Annotated in this window: 18 protein-coding genes and 1 other annotated feature; of the genes, 7 read left to right on the top strand and 11 right to left on the bottom strand. The window is 37.8% G+C overall.

Annotation, left to right across the window (positions count from 1 at the left end):
• Nucleotides 1–10: 10 nt before the first annotated feature.
• Nucleotides 11–763, bottom strand: a complete 753-nt coding sequence (locus IGI67_RS19675) for a threonine/serine ThrE exporter family protein (RefSeq protein ID WP_207109710.1) — start codon at nucleotides 761–763, stop codon at nucleotides 11–13.
• A gap of 120 nt (nucleotides 764–883) precedes the next feature.
• Entirely contained in the window at nucleotides 884–1,954 is a 1,071-nt protein-coding gene (locus tag IGI67_RS19670; RefSeq protein ID WP_429958966.1) for a M24 family metallopeptidase, read from the bottom strand.
• A 249-nt stretch (nucleotides 1,955–2,203) separates the two neighbouring features.
• Between IGI67_RS19670 and IGI67_RS19665 the strand changes: the two genes are divergently transcribed.
• Nucleotides 2,204–3,520, top strand: coding sequence for an ISL3 family transposase (locus IGI67_RS19665; RefSeq protein WP_429958965.1), 1,317 nt, complete (start codon nucleotides 2,204–2,206; stop codon nucleotides 3,518–3,520).
• Between the two features lie 128 nt (nucleotides 3,521–3,648).
• On the opposite strand, the gene IGI67_RS19660 is transcribed toward IGI67_RS19665, so the two are convergent.
• The 5 genes from IGI67_RS19660 to IGI67_RS19640 form a co-directional block, all read right to left on the bottom strand.
• Nucleotides 3,649–5,166 carry a chloride channel protein gene (locus IGI67_RS19660; RefSeq protein WP_429958964.1) on the bottom strand — a complete coding sequence of 506 codons (1,518 nt, stop codon included), beginning with the start codon at nucleotides 5,164–5,166 and terminating at the stop codon, nucleotides 3,649–3,651.
• Between the two features lie 56 nt (nucleotides 5,167–5,222).
• Nucleotides 5,223–6,305 (bottom strand): replication initiator protein A, encoded by a 1,083-nt coding sequence (locus IGI67_RS19655; protein ID WP_429958963.1) that lies wholly within the window; start codon nucleotides 6,303–6,305, stop codon nucleotides 5,223–5,225.
• A gap of 650 nt (nucleotides 6,306–6,955) precedes the next feature.
• Nucleotides 6,956–7,495 carry a hypothetical protein gene (locus IGI67_RS19650; protein ID WP_207109714.1) on the bottom strand — a complete coding sequence of 180 codons (540 nt, stop codon included), beginning with the start codon at nucleotides 7,493–7,495 and terminating at the stop codon, nucleotides 6,956–6,958.
• Nucleotides 7,496–7,507: 12 nt separating this feature from the next.
• Complete coding sequence (locus IGI67_RS19645) at nucleotides 7,508–8,356, bottom strand: ParA family protein (RefSeq protein ID WP_207109715.1); 849 nt, start codon at nucleotides 8,354–8,356, stop codon at nucleotides 7,508–7,510.
• 1,028 nt (nucleotides 8,357–9,384) lie between these two features.
• Complete coding sequence (locus tag IGI67_RS19640; RefSeq protein ID WP_429958962.1) at nucleotides 9,385–10,452, bottom strand: iron-containing alcohol dehydrogenase family protein; 1,068 nt, start codon at nucleotides 10,450–10,452, stop codon at nucleotides 9,385–9,387.
• Nucleotides 10,453–10,685: 233 nt separating this feature from the next.
• Nucleotides 10,686–10,918 (top strand) — a binding site (T-box leader).
• 125 nt (nucleotides 10,919–11,043) lie between these two features.
• Between IGI67_RS19640 and IGI67_RS19635 the strand changes: the two genes are divergently transcribed.
• From IGI67_RS19635 to IGI67_RS19625, 3 genes are all read left to right on the top strand, one after another.
• Nucleotides 11,044–11,868 carry a MetQ/NlpA family ABC transporter substrate-binding protein gene (locus IGI67_RS19635; protein WP_207108935.1) on the top strand — a complete coding sequence of 275 codons (825 nt, stop codon included), beginning with the start codon at nucleotides 11,044–11,046 and terminating at the stop codon, nucleotides 11,866–11,868.
• A gap of 92 nt (nucleotides 11,869–11,960) precedes the next feature.
• Nucleotides 11,961–12,974 (top strand): methionine ABC transporter ATP-binding protein, encoded by a 1,014-nt coding sequence (locus IGI67_RS19630; RefSeq protein WP_429958961.1) that lies wholly within the window; start codon nucleotides 11,961–11,963, stop codon nucleotides 12,972–12,974.
• Nucleotides 12,974–13,636 carry a methionine ABC transporter permease gene (locus IGI67_RS19625; protein WP_207108931.1) on the top strand — a complete coding sequence of 221 codons (663 nt, stop codon included), beginning with the start codon at nucleotides 12,974–12,976 and terminating at the stop codon, nucleotides 13,634–13,636. The genes IGI67_RS19630 and IGI67_RS19625 overlap by 1 nt, the downstream gene beginning before the upstream one ends.
• A gap of 57 nt (nucleotides 13,637–13,693) precedes the next feature.
• Here IGI67_RS19625 and IGI67_RS19620 read toward each other — a convergent pair whose 3' ends face one another.
• On the bottom strand, nucleotides 13,694–14,635 hold the full coding sequence (locus tag IGI67_RS19620) for a nucleoside hydrolase (protein ID WP_429958960.1): 942 nt from the start codon (nucleotides 14,633–14,635) through the stop codon (nucleotides 13,694–13,696).
• Between the two features lie 208 nt (nucleotides 14,636–14,843).
• Here IGI67_RS19620 and IGI67_RS19615 point away from each other — a divergent pair, with 208 nt between their 5' ends.
• Nucleotides 14,844–15,131 (top strand): hypothetical protein, encoded by a 288-nt coding sequence (locus IGI67_RS19615; protein WP_207108929.1) that lies wholly within the window; start codon nucleotides 14,844–14,846, stop codon nucleotides 15,129–15,131.
• Between the two features lie 89 nt (nucleotides 15,132–15,220).
• The gene (trhA, locus tag IGI67_RS19610; protein WP_207108928.1) at nucleotides 15,221–15,856 is read left to right on the top strand and encodes a PAQR family membrane homeostasis protein TrhA; all 636 of its coding nucleotides are present in this window, start codon (nucleotides 15,221–15,223) and stop codon (nucleotides 15,854–15,856) included.
• Between the two features lie 65 nt (nucleotides 15,857–15,921).
• Here trhA and IGI67_RS19605 read toward each other — a convergent pair whose 3' ends face one another.
• Together IGI67_RS19605 and IGI67_RS19600 are read right to left on the bottom strand one after the other, a co-directional pair.
• Nucleotides 15,922–17,712, bottom strand: coding sequence for an ISL3 family transposase (locus IGI67_RS19605; RefSeq protein ID WP_429958959.1), 1,791 nt, complete (start codon nucleotides 17,710–17,712; stop codon nucleotides 15,922–15,924).
• Between the two features lie 156 nt (nucleotides 17,713–17,868).
• The gene (locus tag IGI67_RS19600) at nucleotides 17,869–19,044 is read right to left on the bottom strand and encodes an AI-2E family transporter (protein WP_429958958.1); all 1,176 of its coding nucleotides are present in this window, start codon (nucleotides 19,042–19,044) and stop codon (nucleotides 17,869–17,871) included.
• Nucleotides 19,045–19,186: 142 nt separating this feature from the next.
• Between IGI67_RS19600 and IGI67_RS19595 the strand changes: the two genes are divergently transcribed.
• Nucleotides 19,187–19,729 carry an acyl-CoA thioesterase gene (locus tag IGI67_RS19595; protein ID WP_429958957.1) on the top strand — a complete coding sequence of 181 codons (543 nt, stop codon included), beginning with the start codon at nucleotides 19,187–19,189 and terminating at the stop codon, nucleotides 19,727–19,729.
• 179 nt (nucleotides 19,730–19,908) lie between these two features.
• Here the strand turns inward: IGI67_RS19595 and IGI67_RS19590 are convergent, their stop codons facing one another.
• A complete protein-coding gene (locus IGI67_RS19590) occupies nucleotides 19,909–20,781 on the bottom strand; it encodes a cation diffusion facilitator family transporter (protein WP_429958956.1) in 873 nt (290 codons plus the stop codon).
• Nucleotides 20,782–21,072: the final 291 nt, after the last annotated feature.

The raw sequence follows: 21,072 nt of genomic DNA, 5'->3' as shown, positions 1-21,072 counted from the left end.
TAAAATGAAGTTAACTAAATAATTGCAAGACAAGCCCAACACCGACGGAAACACAAAGAGCAGTAATCAAAGCATTGATCATCTGTCCCCATCCAGAACTATAGTCACCATCAAATAAATAACGAATACCATTGACGATCGCCACACCAGGTAAAAGAGAAATGATTCCACCAGTTACTAGACTTGTTAACTGTAAAGCAGGAATAAAATGAACAAATAGGCAAGCACAAACACTAACAAAAGCACTACTAGTAATCGTCAAGATAATGTCCGACATATTAAACTTTGGTAATAAGTACATAGAAAAACTGGCCAACAAAACTCCTAAAAATAGCGCACCAATTGTATCCCAGAGACTTCCCCCAAAAATAAAACAGAAACTGGCACTACCAAAAGCATAGGCAAAAATCTTTAGCGGGTTTGAAGCAAAGGTTTCTTCTTTTATTTCTTGCAACCACTCATTGGCATCTTCTGGACTCAGACGTTTTTCCGTCAAACGTCGAGATAAGGTATTGATTTGCTCAATTCGGCCTAAATTAATTGGTGAGATTGGAATATCTCGAACTCGAGCCTGAACGGTTTTATCTTTCAATCGTGCCGTCATAAAGATACCATTGATTAAAACAAAACTATCAAACTCTTTTAATTCCAAAGCTTCAGCTATGTGGCGAATGGTCGTCTCAATCCGTTTGATTTCTGCACCATTCTTCAATAACGTTTCTCCAATATCATAGACAAAATCAAAAGCTTCCCGTTCATTCATCGGTTGCCCCCCTTTTTTTGTAGAACTACACAAATCCGTGTGGCTTTTCTTATAATAATTGGGTGTTAAAAAACGACGACAGCTTATGCCGTCGTCGTCTTAGTATAGCCTAACTCATACTTACAATTCAATCAAATCATGGGAAATACTGATCATATTTTCATAGCCGTCATCCGTGATCAAAACTTGGTCTTCAATCCGTACACCGCCCCAATCAGGAATGTAGATTCCTGGTTCAATCGTCATCACCATGCCTGTTTCCAAAATGTCATCGTATTGTTCATCAATATATGGTAATTCGTGTACAAATAAACCAATACTATGACCAATATTACGATAAGTATATTGCGGATACTCTGTTCCTTTCAGTGGTTTCAATGACGCTTGGTAGATGTCCTTCACAGCAGCACCATTTTTCATAACAGCTTCAGCAGCTTCTAAACTTTGTTTTTCGAGCTCATACACTTCCCGTTGTTTATCAGTTGCTTTGCCAACCACGACGGTTCGAGTCATATCAGACATGTAGCCTTCATATTGGCAACCAAAATCCATCAAGACAAAGTCGCCGTATTCAATTGCTTTTTTAGATGGAATTCCATGCAATAACGATGTGTTCGCGCCAGAAATCAAAATATTTCCATAGGGTTGTGTATCAGCACCCTCTTGTACCATGTACAAAGAAAGTTTAGCAGCCAATTCTTTTTCCGTAACACCAACTCGAATTTCAGGCATTAGCCGTTCCAATGCACGACAAGAAATTTCACAAGCATTACGCATATATTCGATTTCTTTCGGAGATTTGATTGCCCGCATACGATCAATCACACCGCCAGCTTGTACAAATTCTGCCTTTGTCTTTGAAGTAAAATCAGAAGACATGTCATAGGTTAAATAATCCGCTTCAAAAGCGATCGTTTTTAAGTTTTTCTCACTCGCTAAACGCGCTACAGTATCTCCGACCGTTCGGCCAGGCAAGCGCCAATTAATAATTTCATAATCCGATACCTCGATATCCGCTTGTTCAGTATAGCGCGGATCCGTCAAAAAGTACTGACCTTCTTGTGTGAGCAAAATGAATGAATCGTCCCCTGTCCAACCGCTTGTAAAACGAACATTCACCCTTTTGGCAATAAAAAAAGCATCCAGTTTTTCTTTTTCCAAATACGCACGAATCTTTCCTTCGTTTAACATCGTCACACGTTCCTTTCTATTTTGAAGTTTTTAGTCTTCTAATAAATAGAGTAGCAGTCAGCAGAACTTTGGTCAACGCTTTCAAAAAATTGAACAAAAAAAGAATAGGGAAAAATATTCAAAGGTTCTATAATATTTGGTGTTGTTACTCAAAAGTGAGTAGGAACACCCTTTTCTTTTTATAATACAAAAAGACACTTGGTTGTCCTATAATTAAATCGCCAAACCAAACCATAGGAGGTCAACCAAATGTCCGTAACTAAGAATATCAAACTTAAAGATGAAAATACAGATAAAGCCATCAAATTGTTGCTAAATATCAAAGATTCTCATATCTCGTTTCCTAAAGATGCGATAAATAAGGAACGCATCCGCGGTAAATCTGCGAACGTATTTACGGGGACACTGTCCTACGAACCGCCTCACTGTGAACTTTGCGGCTTTGATTCTGTGATTCGTCATGGCTGGAAAGACAGCCGGATTCAGATGCTTCCTTATCAGGAAGTACCAACGTATCTTCATTTATATAAACAACGGTTTCTCTGCAGGCATTGTTTTCATACTTTTTCTGCCAAAACGTATTATGTCGCTGAAAACTGCTATATTTCTCAAGCATTGAAATTTGCGATCGCCGTTGATCTAAAGAAAAAAATCTCCATGAAAGATATTGCCGAACGCTATTCTGTTTCTTCGAAAACGGTTGAGCGGGTACTGGACACTTTTTTTAAAGAGCCGAAAAGAAACCCTGAGTACTTACCAAAGCATCTTTTGATCGATGAATTTAAGGGAACCAAGGACTGTGAAGGGGCTATGTGTTTTATCATCAGTGACGCGGATACCGGGAAAATCTTCGATATTCTAGATGATCGTCGGAATTTCAAGTTAAGAGCGTACTTTCAACGTTTTTCTTTCAAAGCGAGACGTCGAGTCACACACGTTGTCATGGATATGAATGCTTCTTACGGCATTGTGACGAAAGAAGTGTTTCCCAATGCACGGATTTCAATCGACCGTTTTCATGTCATTCAACAGCTGACTCGCGCTTTAAACAAACAACGCATTCAAGCGATGAACCAATTGAAAAAGAGTGATTCGCAAGCACAAAAAGACTATCGGAAACTAAAAAAGTACTGGCGCACCGTCTTGAAGAAAAATTCCAAACTAAACTATCAATCATTGAAACAATTTCCACTATTCAAACAGAAATATCTAACAGAATCGGAGGTTTTAGATTATCTGCTTTCCGTTGATCCACAGCTTCGTCAAAGTTATGACATCTACCAGAATTTGTTAGGTGCCTTTGATGCGAAAGATTTTAACAGCTTTTTTGACTTGATCGATTCCTTGCCTCAGTCATTAAACGCTGGTTTTAAAAAAGCCGTGACCTATCTTAATAAACATCGAACGGCGATCATTAATGCCTTGAAGTATCCGTATTCCAATGGCAAGTTGGAGGGGAAAAACAATCTGATCAAAGTAATTAAGCGCATTGCTTTTGGCTTCAGGACTTTCCGTCATCTCCGTAAGCGAGTGCTGATCCACCAGAATCTCTGTGACATCATTTAATAACTCAAAAAAAGGAAACGCCGAAGCGTCTCCTTAAGGTGATTTGATTGAAACAACACTATTTGACTTAGAGCCGATTGAAACAACACTATTTGACTTAGAGCCTATTCAAATTTCTCCCCATTCCATTATTTCCGCCGATGCCGACTCATTCGTGTCATTGGAACATCGGTAGTTTGTTTATCTGATTTTGTTTCAATGCTACTTTTTAAGTCACGTTGTTTCTGGACTTTTTTTCGTGCTAATACCTCTTTCTTCGGCTCGATGACTCGCGGCTGCGAATCAACATTTTTAGCTTTTTTACGGGCCGCAGCTTTTCTCAATTCAGAAACATCTCTCGTTGCATCTTCTTCTGTTTTTACCGTTGGCTGTTTCGAACGTTTTGGTAATTCAGGGAATTTGAAAGATTTTATTGTTTGTTCTTCTTGGAAAAATGGAACTCTTTGTAAGAATAAGTTTCCTAGATAACCCGCTAACCATATCCATAGGAATAGTTCCACAGGAAACAACAATAAGAACAAACAAGCTGTTGCAAGAGGTTGTTTCAAAATAACAGCGCAAGCACTAGCTGTAAAAACAGCAACTAATAAGCCTGGTGAATACGGAAGCAAACTCACAAAAGCTAACCCTACTGCAATGCTGGAGAAGATCATCGGAAAGATTGTTCCCCCACGCCAGTTACACGCCAAGCAAATCATTGTTATCGCGACTTTACCAAATCCAATCAATAGCAGAATGAAAAAACTCATTGTTTCTGCCTGTCGCGTAAAAGATAATAAATTATGCTCGCCAGAAAATAGGAAATAAGGAGAGATCATTCCCAGTACACCTAAAATGCCCCCAGCTAAAACAGCTAACGGTATCGGGTTACGAATCCGTTGATTTAATTTTTCGCCTCTTTCTTGCAAGACTAAGAAGAATTTCCCGAAAAGAGCACCTAAAATAATCATTGGGATAACCAACAGTAATCCTTGCCAAGTAAAGCTGCTCTCCATTCTTCGAATCGCGAAGACCTGCTCTTGATTTGGAAAAATATTGTAAGCTAAAAGATAACCAATAAAACCAGTGAATGTAGTAAATAAATACAAAACATATTTTTTTAGTTTACTTTCTGTAACGACCTGCCAATTGTCCCGTTCAACGGAACGACCTACACCAAACAGCGGGGTCATAAAGATTACCCCTAGGGAGGTCCCTACACCAAATTCTATCATATCGGCTCGCTGATGCTCCGCAATTTTCCTACGGTCCGCTACATAAGTAATCAGGCCTCCTAGTAGTGCAACCAAAGCGGCTTCTGGACCTAAGCTAGCTCCAAAGAACAGGACTAGTAAAGAACCCAACAAATTTTTTACCAGTTTACCATCCTGATAATCAATCCGCCTTGTTTCCTGAAATTCTGTAAAAGATTCTTGCAACGTTCGAGGATAGCGCCCAAATGTTTTTACAAAAAAACCAATCGCCACGCCGCCTATTATACAGACAATTAAGGGGTAAAAACTTGGATTACCAAGAGCTTTAGGCACTGTTTGCCATAAAAGCTGGTGTCCCAGTTCTGTCAGCCCCATAAATAAAGCTACAATGATCCCAACAGCAAATCCTAAAAGACCACTGTAGCCAAAAAATGTTAGTTTAAACTTATTCATAAAATTAAACCTTTCTCTAGATAGACTCCGCTACATTATAACAAAGGTTTAGGTTCTTAGGATACTTTTTGGGCGACTTTTTGCGTTTTTTGAAGCTTTTGGCGTCCATTTTTTTGTTGAATAATCAATTGAACACATGAAAGCGTTTGTTGTAGTTCTGGTGTTAACTTATAATGATCGACCAGGTATTGTCGCGTCTTTTCTGTAAAAAAGCCCTTCATGAATGCAAAGAAGAACCCTTCTGGATTTTGAACTGTTTTGTACCGATACATTTGTTCTAATGCTTTAGCTATCGCATCGCTGATATCTGATTTGAAATAGCTGTTATGTTCAAAGGTCAAAACTTCTGCCTCTGCTGGTAAACCAGCTTTGATATATTGTTGGGTACTTGCAAATTTTGCTTTAAAGATCGTATCAACAAACCAGCGAGCTTTTTTATAGTCACCTTTACAAAACGGTAAGAAGCGGTTGAATGCTTGTTGCGGCAGTAAGTGAGCATAACGAGCACGCAATCCGTCAATAAGACTGTTGTCTGCAGAATCATCAATTTTGCCTGCATTTTCTGTTACTTTTGTTGCTTTTGTATTTTGTTTTGCTAAATGTTTTTGTGTACTTGTAAGCAAATCTTGCGTTTCCGAAGCCGCAGATTTTGCTTCTCTATCCACAGTGGATAACTGCGATTTCTTTTTTGGACTGTCTTTTTCCACAGCCTGCAAGGTTTTGGTGCTAGTATAGTTCTTAAAAGAAAGTTTAACGACAATGCCCTTTTCTGGGGGCATAGGGTTTGCTACATAGATCCGATAATTTTTAAGTCCATGACGAAGAACCTGAATCAAACCAGCTTCAATCAAGACATTTTTCAAATTGGTAATCTTTCGCTCAGATACGCGTAACAAAAGCGCAGCTTCTTCATTAGAAAAATAAATATAAGGGTGCCCTGATTCATCAAGCCAGCTGCCGTCTTTTTGGGAATTGTAAATGCTGCACGTCATCCGCATAGTATATAGAGCATGTAGCATCATTGCTTCAATGGAAAGATTTTCATATTGTGGATTATTTATTAAGTTCAAATCAATAGGGATATAATTACTGTTGGGTAAGTTTGTTGCGGTCATAATGTTGTCTAAATTTGTGGACATGACAAAAAAACCTCCTTAAATACACTCTCAAATTTTTACGAAAGTTTTTAAAGGAATGCTTACTGTCACATGATATTTGATTGAGAAAGCAACCAAAATATGGTATACTTAATAAAGGTTAGGCAAACACCAATTTTTCTAACCCTACAAGTTTATCTAAATGTGACAGGCTAATTCGCCAAAATTAGCTCAAACCTTTGAGTTTAAAGATCGCCAAATCTTTAAACTCTTTTTTTCGCTTTTTTCTACATGTATAGAATAATGGATTGAAAGCTTGTTGTAAAGCGATTCCCAACCATCTTTTTTTTGAGTAAACTTTTATTATGTTTATAAACGTATTTGAGGTTTACTATAATGATGAAGAAAAAACATTTGGGGTTTACTTTGTTAAAGGTTGCAAAAGTATTTATAGTAAACTCCAATTAAAGTAATATGTCTGTTCTTCATAATTCGGAATGTGAATAAAAAGTAATGTGGATAAGGAGTTTCTAAGTTATCCACAGCTTGTAAAGCCAGGCCTTCAGGTTTTCAAAAGTAAACTTTTAAAAAGAACTGACAATAATAAAAGTAAACTTAAATAAGAGATAACTTCAAAAAAAGTAAACCATAATGTAAGATATTATCTACATTGCGGTTTACTTTTTTTGAAGTCAATTCTCATCATTTTCTAATTCTTTGAACAATTTTTGGTATTTCGGCTTCTCCTTATACTCCTCCATGGAAGCTTCTTCAAGCTGATTTAGGAAGTTTCTGTCATCTCTTGACAGACCTTTTTCAATATAATAGTCATATAAGAAGTCAATCATTTTATCTGGGGTATAACCGTCAAACTTCGCATTAATCAAATTTTGCATGCGAATTTTTGTACGTGCGGATATCTTTTGCATTTCAAGTGCCTTTAAACGAGGATCATAGTACTGACGCTTCCGACCTCTCTTCCCAGCTTCACTCTCTTGCGTTTGCGGCGTAGGTTCCCGATGTAGATTTTTTTCGTTTAAATGCCTGGCTTCTTCTCGAAAAGAGGAGTGTCTGAAATCCGGTTCAGGGCTTAATGTCCTTTTAGCCAAGAGGTCTTGGGAGCTGGGTTTCTTTTCTTCTTTATCTTGATTGGAATATTCAGACATTTTTTCAATGCCCTTATTTTTTTTATTCGCCGTTAAAAGCGAATCTAACTTCATTTTTTTCGCCATTTAACGTCTCCCCTACTCTTCACCGCTTAATATGAGGCGATGTTCATCGATTTCATCTAAAATATTAACGAAAACCTCGTGTGCGCGCTTATCCCATTGCTCAACTTTGCCATTTTTGTTGATTTCATAGGTAATCCCCGACCCATCATAGCGTTTTAAACGGCTTTGATTTAGAACAACAGTATCTAAAAGATGGGCACCATAAATCTCTCTAGCTGCAGTATAGATCTCTTGGTCGACAGAGTCTCTTTTTTGCATCATAAATGGTACGATTCCTACAACTTCTAGGTCAGTATCGTATTGTTCGATAAAGAAATTCATGTAATCGATGTAGTTTTGAGCCCCTTTTAAAGATTTTACCTGAGTTTGCAAAATAACGATAACGTATTCTGCTACATACATGGCTGCATTTGAATAGGTACTAATTGTAGGTGGAACATCGATGTAGATGACATCATAAATATTTTTCAGAGGTTCAATTAGCTCTTCCATATATTTAAATTGAGATAACTTGTCACCAGGGTATTTTTCAATCATGTAATCAGGAAAATCAGAAAAAGAAATATTTGCTGGAATCAAATCCAAATTCGGCATAATTTGATAAATGGAAGATTGGATATCCCCTGTACGGACTGCTTCCCAAATTGTTGCATCAAATTCATCTGGTAAAGTATCATTTCCAAAATTTTCTGCGGTAAGGGATAAAACATCACTAGTATTTCCCTGAGGGTCTAAATCGATTACTAACGTCTTACGATCTTTACGGAAGGCACTTTCAAATGAGAGCATTTGAACAGTGGTTGATTTACCAACCCCGCCTTTAAAATTTCCTACTACATAGGTCTCTGCTTTGTTTGACATAAAAAGTCTCCAATCCTAATTTCTCAATTAAAGTTTACTATAAAATCATTTATTTATCAATAAGGTTTACTACAATTGTTAAAATGAGGTAAACTGAAAATACGAAGTAAACTTCAAATAGAAAAATTATAGTTTACCTAAATTAGGATTTTGAGGTAAACTATAAATAGATTAAATGAGGTTTACTCTATTCAATAAAAGTAAACCTATTTTACTAATTAGAGTAAATCTATTTTAAAATAAGGGTAAACATTAACTATAAATAGGTAAACCTTTAATGATTGAAAATCCCATTGTATAAGCTTTTGTGATTTTAAAAAGTAAACCTTATTTTTTATAGAGTAAACTTTATTAGTAAAACAGGTATACTTTAAATTATTAATAAGGTAAACTACTAGTATTTAGGTAAACTTTATTATGTCTTTTATAAAGTAAACTTGTTATATAAAGGTTTACTGCAATTCTATCAAATCATTAAAGTAAACTTATTTGATAGAATATAGAAAAGTAAACTTTTATTGGCGTTTAAAAGTTTACTTAAATCAAATGTTCGAGGTAAACTTTATTTAAAAAGTAAACTGTATTCTTAGATTTAAAGGTTTACTGAATAAAAATTAATTGAAGTAAACCTAAGTATGTATAAAGGTACACCCTAAATTACTTTTTTAGAGTGTACCTTTATCAGCCTGAAAATCATTAGGTAAACTTTAAATAAATGTTGCTATACTAATGAGGGTACTATTTGAGATTAAATTGAATAAAAGGACTATTCTTAATAAAGTAAACCTCAAATTAAAAAGTAAACTTCAATATACCCTTAATTAAGTAAACTTTTTACATGAGTGAATATTTGCTCATTAAAAGTTTACTTAATATAAAAAGCTTTAATATAAGTATTATTTGAGGTAAACTATATTAAATAGTATGCTCTAAAGATTTTTTAAGGTAAACATTTTGTTGGTTTTTTAAAAGTAAACTTCAAAATAAAAAGCCTATTGAGGTACACCTCAATAGGCTGAAAGTAAACTTTATAAAGACTCGACTACTTGAATAGCTTTATAGATTTGTTCTGATGTAATCTTAGGATCGATCATTTTAAATGTTTCGCTAGAAGCAGCAGCATGGCTTATTACCGACTCTAGAGCCTCTTTAGTCGTCTCAAGCACGTTTAAGTCTTTTAGTTTTAGAGGGAGTCCAGTCGCTTGATAAAAGGCCTTTAGATTTTTGATCTCGTCTAAGTTGTTTGTATGTGCTAATTGAACGAGAATTCCATAGGCAACTTTCTTTCCATGAAGCTGATTGTGAGTGCTCTCCAGATAGGATAGTCCATCATGAATCGCATGAGCACCGGCAGAACGGCCGAAGGAAGCAGCAAATCCTCCTGTTTCTCCCGCTAGACCGATAATGGTATCTGTTACACGGCTAAAGGCAGGTGTCGCCTTATGGTTTTCAAGGTCTTCAATCGCTGGAATCGCATCCTTTAATAGCAACTCTTGGATAGCTCTAGCACTAGCGATTCCCAGTCTAATATAAGCGGTTTTTTCATCCTCTTGAAGATTACGGGTAATCCCTTCGATTTCATACCACTTTGCTAAAGTATCCCCGATACCAGCTACAAAATAGTCTTTAGGAGTTGCCAATAGGAATTTTGAATCAACTAATGTCAAAAAAGGTGCCCGTTTCATAAATCCCATAGCTTTGAACGTTCGATTGGGGTGATAAACAGCAACGATCGGGGTGAAGGGCGCACAATTTGAGACCAATGTTGGAATGACCATCAGTTCAGCATTAAGCTCTTCAGCAGTCATTTTTGCTGTATCTATGACACGTCCACCGCCGATGGCTAGAATTAGTTCGGCTTCTTCAATTTTGTTAGCTAATTCAACAGCATTCTCGTGGCTGGAACTACCATCATATCGATAGGTTGGATAGTGAAGTTCTTTACGATAGTATTTTTTGAAAGCCTCAGAGGATTTCTCACCTGTGATAACGGCAATTTTCTTGAAGCCTGCTAAGTAACTTGGTAAATCCTGCAGTATATTTTCTCCACAAGCATAACGATTGGCGCCAGGTCTTACTTCTGTAGTAATGTCCATTAAATTCAACTCCTTTTTATATTGAGGAACAAGTTTTTGCTTGATTGGGGGGGGGCTCCAATTTCAAGCTATTTACCATTTCATTTGATAAGAATTAATTTGACTCTTTAAAAGTGAGATTTCAACTAGTTTATGCTTTGTACAAATTAAAGTCAAATGTGTTTTTGGTGATAAAAAGTGTTGACAGCTTTTATTTAGATGTGTAAGATACTACTTATCAATTTGTTAAACAAAGAAACGTGATGAAGAGAAAAGTATAAATTACGAAACATTAAAGAGAGTCCGATTAGGTGAGAGCGGATATGTTGAAGGATTTAGAAAATGGTCTCTGAATGGCATTGCCGATAAGTAGGCAGTGACGGGGCAGCGCTCGTTATTAACGCTCAAGTATGACTGTACTTGTTGAGGTAATGGTTGTGAGACTGTTGCAAATGAAGGTGGTATCGCGAGTAAGCTCGTCCTTTTCAAACACATAATGTGTGGAAGAGGGCGGGCTTTTTTTCTTTTGTTATAGGCTGATTGCATTTTGATAATTCTTCTGGACGCTCAAAAACAGGAAGAAAAAAGAAACTAATTTAGGAGGAAATGATGATGAAAAAATTATGTAAAGGTATTTTATTAGGGGTAGCAGCATTAGCAGTTAGCGGAGTATTGACGGGATGTGGCAGTAAAAGCGAAGCAAAACCATTGGATGAGAAAAAGGTGACGATCGGAGTGACCTCTGGTCCACACCAAGAGATACTGGAAGAGGTTGCTAAACAAGCGAAGAAAGATGGAATCGAGATCAAAGTCAAAAGCTTTGATGATTATAATACACCTAATACAGCACTAAATGATGGTGATTTAGATGGAAATAGTTATCAAACATTCTCTTTTCTGGAGCAACAAGTGAAGGATAAGGACTACAAGATCGAAACGGCTTTCAAAACAGTGGCCTTCCCATTAGGGGTTTACTCTAAAAAAGTTTCTGATTTAGGTAAACTTCAAAAGGGGGACAAGGTCGGGGTGCCAAATGATCCGACAAATGAATATCGGGCATTGAAATTATTGGAAGAAGCAGGTGTCTTGAAGCTAAAAGATGGTGTCGAAGTTAAAGCTACTAAAAATGATATCGCTGAAAACCCTAAGGATATCGAGATTGTGGAACTGGAAGCATCACAGATTCCTTCTCAGTTGGGAGAGTTAACGGCAGCAGCAATCAATACAAATTTTGCTTTTGGCGCTGGTCTAACTATTAATGATGATGCGATATATCATGAACCATTAGAGGATAATCCGAATTACAATGTATTTGCAATACGGACAGAGAACAAAGATGACAAGATTGTGAAAGAACTTAAAAAGTATTATCAGTCGGATGAAACGAAAAAATTTATTGAAGACAAATTTAAAGGTTCTGTTGTACCGGCCTTTTAATAATTTAATCGTACGTATCTATTAATAGAATCAAACTTATTTTTCTTTCAGAAAAATGAATACAGTTATACGAATTGGAAGGGAGCCTTCACATGATTGAGCTTAAGGAAGTTTCGAAGGTTTATCAACAGAAAAAACGTCGTGTAGAAGCAGTAAAAGAGGTTAATTTGACGATTGAAAAGGGTGAGATTTTTGGTGTAGTAGGCTATTCTGGCGCTGGGAAATCCACTTTGATACGCATGATTAATTTTTTAGAGCCGCCTACGACTGGAGATATTCTGATCAATGGGCAGAATTTACGTGAACTAAACAAAAAAGAATTATTGTTAACTAGGCGGAAGATTGGCATGATTTTTCAAGGATATAATTTGTTATCGACCGCAACAGTTTATGAAAATATTGCTAAGCCGTTGAAATTAGAGGGGGTCTCGAAAGACGTCATCGAAGAACGCGTCGCTAGGTATTTGAACTTAGTTGGTTTGACAGATCGCAAGGATAATTATCCCGCGCAGTTATCCGGTGGACAACGGCAACGAGTAGCAATTGCTAGGGCTTTGGCTCATGAGCCGGAGATTCTTTTATCAGACGAGGCGACTAGCGCGCTAGATCCGGAAACGACAGAATCAATTTTGACCTTATTGACTAAGATTAATCAGGAGCTAGAGATCACTATTTTTCTAATCACTCATGAAATTGATGTGGTTCAGCGAATATGTGACCGCGTAGCAGTGATGGAGGACGGCAGGATCGTCGAAGCGGGGCCTGTGATCGATTTATTTACTCGTCCTAAAGAGGAAACAACGAAACGATTCATTGGGGCGAATGGTGGTTATAACGTCCCAGACGAGGTTTTAGCGGCTTATAAGGGTAGTGGACGGTTAGTACAGCTGCAATTTATCGGGGAGGAAGCAACAGAGCCCGTTTTAGCGCGTGTCGCAAAGGATTTTCAGCTGAGTCCAAACATACTCAGCGGGAATATTGGTTATTTGAAGGAAAAACGCCATGGTCAACTGTTGGTTCAGTTTGATGGCGGAACAGAGACGGACTTTCAATTAGCGAAAGAGTATATCAGAAGTCAAGGTGTTCTTATAGAGGAGGTTGTTTAATGAGTGAGTTTTGGAATCAGTGGGGAAATGTCGTGATCGAAGGATTGGGACAAACGCTCGTGATGGTCTGTGTGGCGTTGGCGCTTTCGATCGTTATCGGGATCCCGCTGGGTGTACTCTTAGTGATTGCTCGTCCAGGCGGATTGAACAGTAATCTTCCGTTGTACTCAATTTTAAATAGTATTATCAATGTACTGAGATCATTGCCATTTATTATCCTGCTATTTTTGATTTTGCCTCTGACTAAATTGATCATGGGAACAACTATCGGGGTGCAAGGGGTACTTTTGCCGCTGATCATTTATACAGCACCGTATTTAGCACGTTTAGTGGAAACCTCATTATTGGAAGTTGATGGAGGGGTGATCGAAGCTTATCAAGCGATGGGAATCAGTCATTTTCACATTATTCGTAGTGTACTGCTAAGAGAAGCACGTGGCGGGATTATTCGTGGATTGACGATTGCGATGATTGGTCTAATTGGTGCAACAGCGATGGCGGGTCTAGTCGGAGCAGGAGGACTAGGAAGCATTGCCTATCAATATGGATTTTTACGAAATGAACCGGCAGTGATGTACTCAACGATCGTATTATTGATTGTGTTGGTTCAAATTGTTCAGACTTTAGGAAATACGATTGCAAAAAGTCTGGATAGAAATTAAGCAGAAAAAATGGTGAGCCATCAAATGATGGGCTCACCGTTTTACTTTTTGCTCAAGTTACATCAACGCAATAATTTTTTTATTTAACTTATCCCCATTAATTTTTGTGATTACCTCGACATTGTTTGCAGGGTATTTATGGTTAACAGCTAAGATATCCTGTGGGTCATTTAAGATGACTAATCCGTACGTATTGTCATCTTTATAACAGCATTCCGCATAAACCATTTTTGATTCGAGAACTATTTCTTCTTCCCAGAGGGCGACTCCAAGAGCTACAGCATCCGGTAAATCAAGGACTTCTTCACCACTGCGCTCAAGGTTGTATTGAAGTACAGTATGATTACAATCCATCAAAAACTTACCTAGGGAGCTTTTTTTACGCAATTGTTTAATATCAGACGCTTTGAAGGCATTTTCAAGGCAAATATCAAATCCAATGATTGTTTTTGGCACGTTGCTTCTTAATAAAGGTACATAGCTTTCTGCATCAGCATAGACATTGAACTCTGCCATTGTCGAGGCATTACCTAAAGCAAAGCCAGAGGTGCCCATGATATAAAAATGCTTCACTCGGTTCATGATGTCGGGCTCTTTCATGATCGCTAAGGCAATATTTGTTGCGGGTCCAATGATTGCAATTTCTACTTCGTCTGGGTATTGGGCGACCATTTCAATAATAAAATCTACCGCGTGCTGCTTTTCGTGTGTTTGTTCTGGATGAATAAGATCTAGATCTCCCATACCATCGATACCATGAACACTGACAGCATCTACTCGTTCTGATCTAAGCAGCGGAAGGCGACAGCCTTTGTAAACGGGAACTTGTTTACCTGAGTATTGAACGACCATTAAAGCATTTTTAGTGGCTTGAGTGAGTTCACAATTTCCCGAGACTGTAGTGATCCCTAACAAGTCAATCGTTTCATCCATCAATCCCATGGCTAGAGCAACTGCATCATCACTTCCGGTATCTGTATCAATAATAAATTTTCGCATCAGTAAGCCTCTTTTCTAATTGTTTTGTTCAATTGCACTTTATCGTTTTCTATCAAAAACAAGTAGGACATTTGTCGTATGTATAAGAATAAAGAGCGATTCAGTTAATCGGGAAGCGGATCAACGATGGCCATGATGTGTTGCTTTTAGTTTATAATGTAAGCGAATGTATTTAAGTGAGTTCCAATAAGTATGTGAGGTGAAGTTAATGAAGGCGAAAGATCTATTGACTGCAATCCAAGTGGATTCAACTGGAAAAATGAAAAAATTATCTTCTTATACCTATGTTTTTATTAATGATGGGGAAAAGCAAACGAATCATTTAAGCGTAAAGGTCGAAAAAGATAAAATCGTTCTTAGCAAACAACCGGATAAAGTATTAACCTTGAATCAATTGATTATCGCACTAAATGAAGTAAAAGAAGCAGAGATATTTGTCGATAAAGAGCTGGTTTTTGGATATAAATTAATCAAACAAGGGATTGTTCTTGGTTAAATAATTCAATCTAGTTATGAAAACTAGATTGAATTATTTCGTAAACTATGATATAGTATCTTTAATAAATTATTCGAGGTGACAAATAAATGGATACAAAATTTAGCCGGAAATATCTAATCACAAATGAAGTGCTAAATGCGATAACGCATGGTATAGGCGTGGTATTGAGTATTGTTGGGTTTGTTTTTTTGTTGAGGAAGGCTAGCAGCGGGTTGCATTATGTTTCATTTATTGTTTATGGAGTCTCGCTTTTGCTATTGTTTTTGGCATCGACGCTCTATCATAGCTTGATCTTTACCAAAGCAAAAAAAGTCTTCCAAGTATTCGACCATTGTTCGATCTACTTGCTGATTGCTGGGACATACACACCGTACTGTTTGCTTTATATTAAGGGGACGATAGGGATTGTCTTGCTGAGTATTATTTGGCTAGCTGCGATCGTTGGGATTGTTTACAAGAGTTTGACCTTAAGTAAAGTCAAGACGGTATCAAAGCTCTCTACAATCATTTATAATGTGATGGGCTGGGCGGTCGTCATTGCCTTACCAAGTTTGTATCAGAGTGTTGGACTAAAGGGATTGCTACTGCTAGTTGGCGGTGGAGTAGCATACACAGTGGGCTCTCTTTTTTATAGCATGAAAAACCGTCGTTACATGCATGTTGTTTGGCATTTGTTTGTAATGCTGGGCGCGATACTGATGTTCTTTTCGATTTATTTATAAAAAATGACAATTTAAAAGGAGCTGCGTCTAAATGAAGGTTCTTTCTGAAGTTTTGGTATAAAACTTCAGAGAAGACCCTGAAGCGAGAAATTATCCAATGTAGCCGAGAAAGCCAACTGACATTTTCTCGATAAATTGACTAATCCAGATCGACCGTATACAATTCGCTTTATAAGCTTGAATTTGTTGTTATTACCTTCAACGAATCCAGAGCTGACGTTTGAAGATATCGCATTCTTAACCGGAGCGATATCTTTTTTTATGCTCTGACAAAAATTTGCGATTGATGAATTCTCGTAAGTTGCCAGAAACTCATCCATTTTTTCGGGCCGATCCCCCATCAAGATCGAATGAAATGATTTGAAAGCCTCCTTGAGTGTAGAAATAACTGGATAGCTTTCTTCCAACAATGACAAATAATTCTCAACCGTTTTGTTTCTCTTAGTTTTAGGATTGACGGTTGTAATGACCTTTACCAATTGATTACGGGTAAAAATCACTACATCATCTGGATAGCGAAATTCTGTTAATCGAATGCGATTCATCCGTCCGCGATTCGGAAAATTATTTTTACTGATTAAATAAAGGTAGCTCCATATCGTACTTTCCTTTCTGTCACACCCCTGTTTACGAAGATAGTAATAAATCGTATCATCTGGCAGCCCATCCGCCATCATTTTGAAGATCATGTTCAAATAAGGATCCATTCCACTTTTATGTTTCTTATAGTTCTTTGGGTGATTCATTTGTTCAATCTGTTCTTCAGTCATATTCAGATACCTTTTCAACGTCACTGGATGAATATCGAATAATCCAGCCATCACTCTAATATCTTTTTGGTTCGAAGACTCCCAGTATGCACGAATACCGCGAATCAACTGTTGTTTTTCCATTCGATTCTGTGCTCGTTTTTGATAGCTTGAATCGGTTATATCGTGCTTTTTATTGTCAAAGATTTTTTCAGTACCATCCGAGTTTCTTGGAACAGAATTATCGTAATAGAGTGTGTCTAAATAAGCGTGATCGAATGCCTTTTCTTGGCGGATTTTCTTAGGCTCTTTCTTCAATAGTTCCCCTTTTTGAATAAAAAATTTCTCTGGAAGTTCTGCTTTGAAGACTTCTTTCAAATGCGTAATCAGGTTTTGAAACAGATGAAAGCGATCCGCGACTTGCACACAATCAGGCAAAACGTTCGTAATCGCGGTTGCGTAAGCCTCCGCACGATCTCTGGTTACTAATTCAATCTTAGGGTGTTCTGCGAGCCAATTTTCTAACGGTTTCGCCTCACGACCATCAAGAAGGGCCAATAGATGGTGATCATTGAAATCATAAATGGCGGTTGCGTATGAATTCCCCTTTTTAATCGCGACATCATCGACACCGATCGCAGAAATATCCGGATCATCAATGAAACTGAGTTGATCGTAAAGGCTTTGAATGGTGTCGTTACTGATTATGACCCCCATTAAACTTAAAACATGGCTGGCACATTCATTACTCAGAAAAATGGAAACACCGAGAATAAAGGTATTGAGGGCATCTGTTCGGACTTGATAAGGCTTGGCAAAAGGCAGGGATTCCGTGAAGGTCTGGTGGAGGCAATCTGTGTTTAAGCAATCGTAATTGAATAAGGTGGCATAAAGGTAGGTCAATTTTCCATGGATCGGTGTGTCTTGAAATCTCCTCACATAGGTTCCATGTAGCTTACAAGATAATGATCCGCAATAAGGGCAAGTACAAGGATGCGGCTTGGATTTTATGAATAAACGAATCGTCTCGGGATCTTCCTCACTATCATAAATGAAATAATCGTCGCCAAAGAACAGCGGACACCAGTTGATTTCGTGATACTTCATCCTGAACGCCTTCTCTCTTGCCTGCAGTATACGATGGAAATTTCTTAAAACATAATAAAAAGCACGAAAAAAGCGAGTATTCGATGGATACTCGCTTTTCGTGCTATACCAAAACTTCAGAAAGAACCTAAATGAAGACGTAGCCCCTTTTTTTCTTTATAGATAATCATCCTCTGAAAATCCGGTATTGCGATAAGCACCTTCATCAGCAAAATATTTATTGTAGCGCTGCTTGAATTTGCGGAAAGTGAAGACAACCAATAATTTGATCATAGAATAGATTGGGATACCGAAGATTACTCCAACCAAACCTAAAAGATCCCCCATAACTAATAAGACAACTAAAATGGTAATTGGATGAATTTTCAATTTATCGCCCATTACACGAGGCACAACAAGGTCGCCGTGAAGTAATTGAACAACAAACCATGCGATAACGAATTTAACCACCATAAAAGTTGAATCTTGAAAGGCAATGAACACGCCAGGCAAGAAGGCCAAAAAAGATCCAATATAAGGAATAATACTTAAAATCCCTGCGGCGAGCGCAATGACTGTCGCAAATTGCAAACCTAACAGCAGGAATACAACCCAGTAAATTAACCCTAGCAGGAGTGAGGCGATTACCTGTCCTTTCAGAAAGGCGCCTAACTGCTGATTGGCGATCCTGATTAGTGAGCTAGTATCTTTTCTAAATCGCGGTGGGATCATTTCGATTACTGCATTATAGAGTTTATGTGGACTTTGGATCAAAAAGAACGCGATAATGGGTCCGGTAAATAGGGTGATGGCGGTGCTAGAAACAGCAGAAAAAATTGTTCCTAAGCCTTTGGCACCATCCTGCCAGTTGTTCGCTAAGTAGTTCAGAGCTTGTTTGGTCAATTTATCCAGTGAATCCAAAGCTTGATCAGAAGAAGCCGCGAAGGGTGTGGCATCAAGAATATTTTTGATCGAATTTTGAAAGTCATCAATGTATTCTGGAAATTGTTTGATCAAATCTTGTGCTTGATCCTGAATCACAGGAATAAGTCTCGCTCCGCCAAAGAAAAATATGCTGAGGATCACAACATAGGTTAATATGATACTGATGGTCCGCGGAATTCCTTTTTTACTGAGGAAATTGACCACGGGATTCAGTAAATAATACAGCAACAAGGCAAATATTACTGGCGGGAGTACCGTAGTGATAATGACCACAAATGGTCTGAAAATAAATGAAACAGTATTCAATAAATAGATGGCTAAGGAACTTAAAATAATTAGTCCGATAATGTAATAGGATGTTTTACCGCCAAAAAATTGAATAATTTTCGAGGGTTTTTCTTTTTCCATGAAATGTACCTCCTCCTTTATAAATCAAGTATACCGAATGTCTGTAAAACTGTATACTTTTCGAAATTTTTGAAAAAGTTCAATGAAGATGGGATAATTCGTATGAAATGAAGAAAAATGATACATAGAAAGAGTGAGTGCTTTGACTGAAACAAGAACCTGCCGTGAATCCCGTGTGATTCAAACACACCGCATTTTTCCTTTTGATTTAAATCCTTTCGGCTATTTATTTGGAGGGAAACTGATGACGCTGATCGATGATGCTGCATCCATTTCGATTTCGCGTCATTGCCGGAGAGGAGCGGTGACGGCTTCATTGGATAATTTGAATTTTCTAAAACCTCTCCATGCCAATCATTCGGTGTGCGTGAAATGCTATGTATCCGGCACACATAATAAGTCTATGGAGGTTTTTGTCAAGGTAATCGGAGAAGACCTCACGACTGGTGAGCGCTATTTGGCAGCGACCTGCTTCACAACCTTCGTGGCGGTGCCATCTCATATGAATGAAGAAACTGAGTTCACCGTTCCTAATGTCGTACCAGAAACAACAGAAGAAAAAATGGTCTGCGATGGGTATGAGAAGCGACGGAGCCATCGACTGAAGGACCGTGATGACTATAAGAATTTTGCGGCATTATTGTCTACCGATCTACCTTGGTCAGAGGAGGGGACAGGGGATTAAGTGAATAGAATGGAGTTCGCAACTGCACATTTAGGAATCGATGCTATCTGGTTATCAATTGCAAACAATCTGTATCTTTGTTTATAAATTCAATCATAACCCCCCGAATGAAAAAAGGACTACTGCAAAATTTCCTTCTAAAGTTAATGCTTAGAGAGGGATTTTGCAGTAGTCCTTTTTTATTCGCTTGGTTCCACATGGATGTCCGTTTCAAAAATATGGAACTTATCTTGCAACAGGTGCTCAATCTGATCGGTGATATCATGGCTTTCTCTGACTGTCAAATCGGGCTTCATGGTCACTGTAACATCGAGATATATATTGGCTCCATAACTGCGGCCTTTGATACTTTTGACCGCTTGAATGTGTTTGATATGACCAATGGCATCATTGTATTGAAGCAATAGCTCTTGATTAAAGCCGTCAGATAACGAAAAGACACTTTCTTTAAAAATATCGATAGCTGTTTTTAGGATCAAAAGCGCTACGATAATGGCGGCTGTACTATCGAGCCAGACTAAATTAAAAGAGGCTGCGAAGACGGCAATAGACGTACCGATACTAGTCCAAGCGTCACTGCGATTATCTTTGGCCGCTGCTAGTAATCCGGGACTTTTAACTTTTTCAGATAGTCGCTTATTGAAGTAATAGACACCATACATTATAGCAGCAGAAATGATCCCAACAATTGCTGCAGTCATATCTGGAGCCTCAGTTTTTTTATTTATCACAGAGAGAATTGAACTATATAAAACCTGTAGCCCTACCAGCAGCATAATAAAAGAGGTCACTAAACTCGCAATATTTTCTGCTTTCCAATGCCCATAGCGATGTTCTACATCAGCTGGTTTTTGTGAGATTCGTAATCCAATTAAGACAGCAATTGAGGATAGGATGTCTGTGAAGTTATTCAGACCATCTGCTCGCAGGGCTTCTGAATTTGCCCAATGACCAACCACTAATTTCATGGCAGAGACTAAAATATAGGCGATGATACTGATAAGCGCTCCTAGCTCTGCTTTTTTTAATTGTTCATAACGATTGTTTATCATGATTTTACCCCTCAAAAAATAAAATGTTTTATCACTATACACTTTATTTAATCAGTAATACAAGCGTTTTTTTAATCTGTAATTATTTTGGTGCAGCTAAAACAATTAGTCGCAGGTCCCTTGAAAAGACTTGTCAGGGGACTTTAATTTTATTCATTACAGCTTCCTTTTTCATTTATTCAGAAGAGTAATCAAGACAAATTTTTATATTTTTTTCGTTGACAATGATTAGGTACCGAAGTATAATCAATTCAAACGAATGTTAGGTACCTAAAATATAGGTGCCGAAAC

Source organism: Enterococcus sp. AZ196 (assembly GCF_050498845.1).
In the GTDB taxonomy this organism is placed as follows: Bacteria; Bacillota; Bacilli; order Lactobacillales; family Enterococcaceae; genus Enterococcus_A; species Enterococcus_A murrayae.
Note: the sequence above shows the minus strand (reverse complement) of the source record. Positions and strands in the feature narration are given on the sequence as shown.

What these genes read in the sequence shown, in the direction of transcription:
- IGI67_RS19665 (WP_429958965.1), top strand. Translation starts at nt 2,204, where the DNA reads ATGTCCGTAACTAAGAATATCAAACTTAAAGATGAAAATACAGATAAA.
- IGI67_RS19675 (WP_207109710.1), bottom strand. Translation starts at nt 763, where the DNA reads ATGAATGAACGGGAAGCTTTTGATTTTGTCTATGATATTGGAGAAACG.
- IGI67_RS19600 (WP_429958958.1), bottom strand. Translation starts at nt 19,044, where the DNA reads ATGGAAAAAGAAAAACCCTCGAAAATTATTCAATTTTTTGGCGGTAAA.
- IGI67_RS19670 (WP_429958966.1), bottom strand. Translation starts at nt 1,954, where the DNA reads ATGTTAAACGAAGGAAAGATTCGTGCGTATTTGGAAAAAGAAAAACTG.
- IGI67_RS19605 (WP_429958959.1), bottom strand. Translation starts at nt 17,712, where the DNA reads ATGAAGTATCACGAAATCAACTGGTGTCCGCTGTTCTTTGGCGACGAT.
- IGI67_RS19650 (WP_207109714.1), bottom strand. Translation starts at nt 7,495, where the DNA reads ATGGCGAAAAAAATGAAGTTAGATTCGCTTTTAACGGCGAATAAAAAA.
- IGI67_RS19655 (WP_429958963.1), bottom strand. Translation starts at nt 6,305, where the DNA reads ATGTCCACAAATTTAGACAACATTATGACCGCAACAAACTTACCCAAC.
- IGI67_RS19625 (WP_207108931.1), top strand. Translation starts at nt 12,974, where the DNA reads ATGAGTGAGTTTTGGAATCAGTGGGGAAATGTCGTGATCGAAGGATTG.
- trhA (WP_207108928.1), top strand. Translation starts at nt 15,221, where the DNA reads ATGGATACAAAATTTAGCCGGAAATATCTAATCACAAATGAAGTGCTA.
- IGI67_RS19660 (WP_429958964.1), bottom strand. Translation starts at nt 5,166, where the DNA reads ATGAATAAGTTTAAACTAACATTTTTTGGCTACAGTGGTCTTTTAGGA.
- IGI67_RS19615 (WP_207108929.1), top strand. Translation starts at nt 14,844, where the DNA reads ATGAAGGCGAAAGATCTATTGACTGCAATCCAAGTGGATTCAACTGGA.
- IGI67_RS19620 (WP_429958960.1), bottom strand. Translation starts at nt 14,635, where the DNA reads ATGCGAAAATTTATTATTGATACAGATACCGGAAGTGATGATGCAGTT.
- IGI67_RS19640 (WP_429958962.1), bottom strand. Translation starts at nt 10,452, where the DNA reads ATGGACATTACTACAGAAGTAAGACCTGGCGCCAATCGTTATGCTTGT.
- IGI67_RS19590 (WP_429958956.1), bottom strand. Translation starts at nt 20,781, where the DNA reads ATGATAAACAATCGTTATGAACAATTAAAAAAAGCAGAGCTAGGAGCG.
- IGI67_RS19635 (WP_207108935.1), top strand. Translation starts at nt 11,044, where the DNA reads ATGAAAAAATTATGTAAAGGTATTTTATTAGGGGTAGCAGCATTAGCA.
- IGI67_RS19630 (WP_429958961.1), top strand. Translation starts at nt 11,961, where the DNA reads ATGATTGAGCTTAAGGAAGTTTCGAAGGTTTATCAACAGAAAAAACGT.
- IGI67_RS19645 (WP_207109715.1), bottom strand. Translation starts at nt 8,356, where the DNA reads ATGTCAAACAAAGCAGAGACCTATGTAGTAGGAAATTTTAAAGGCGGG.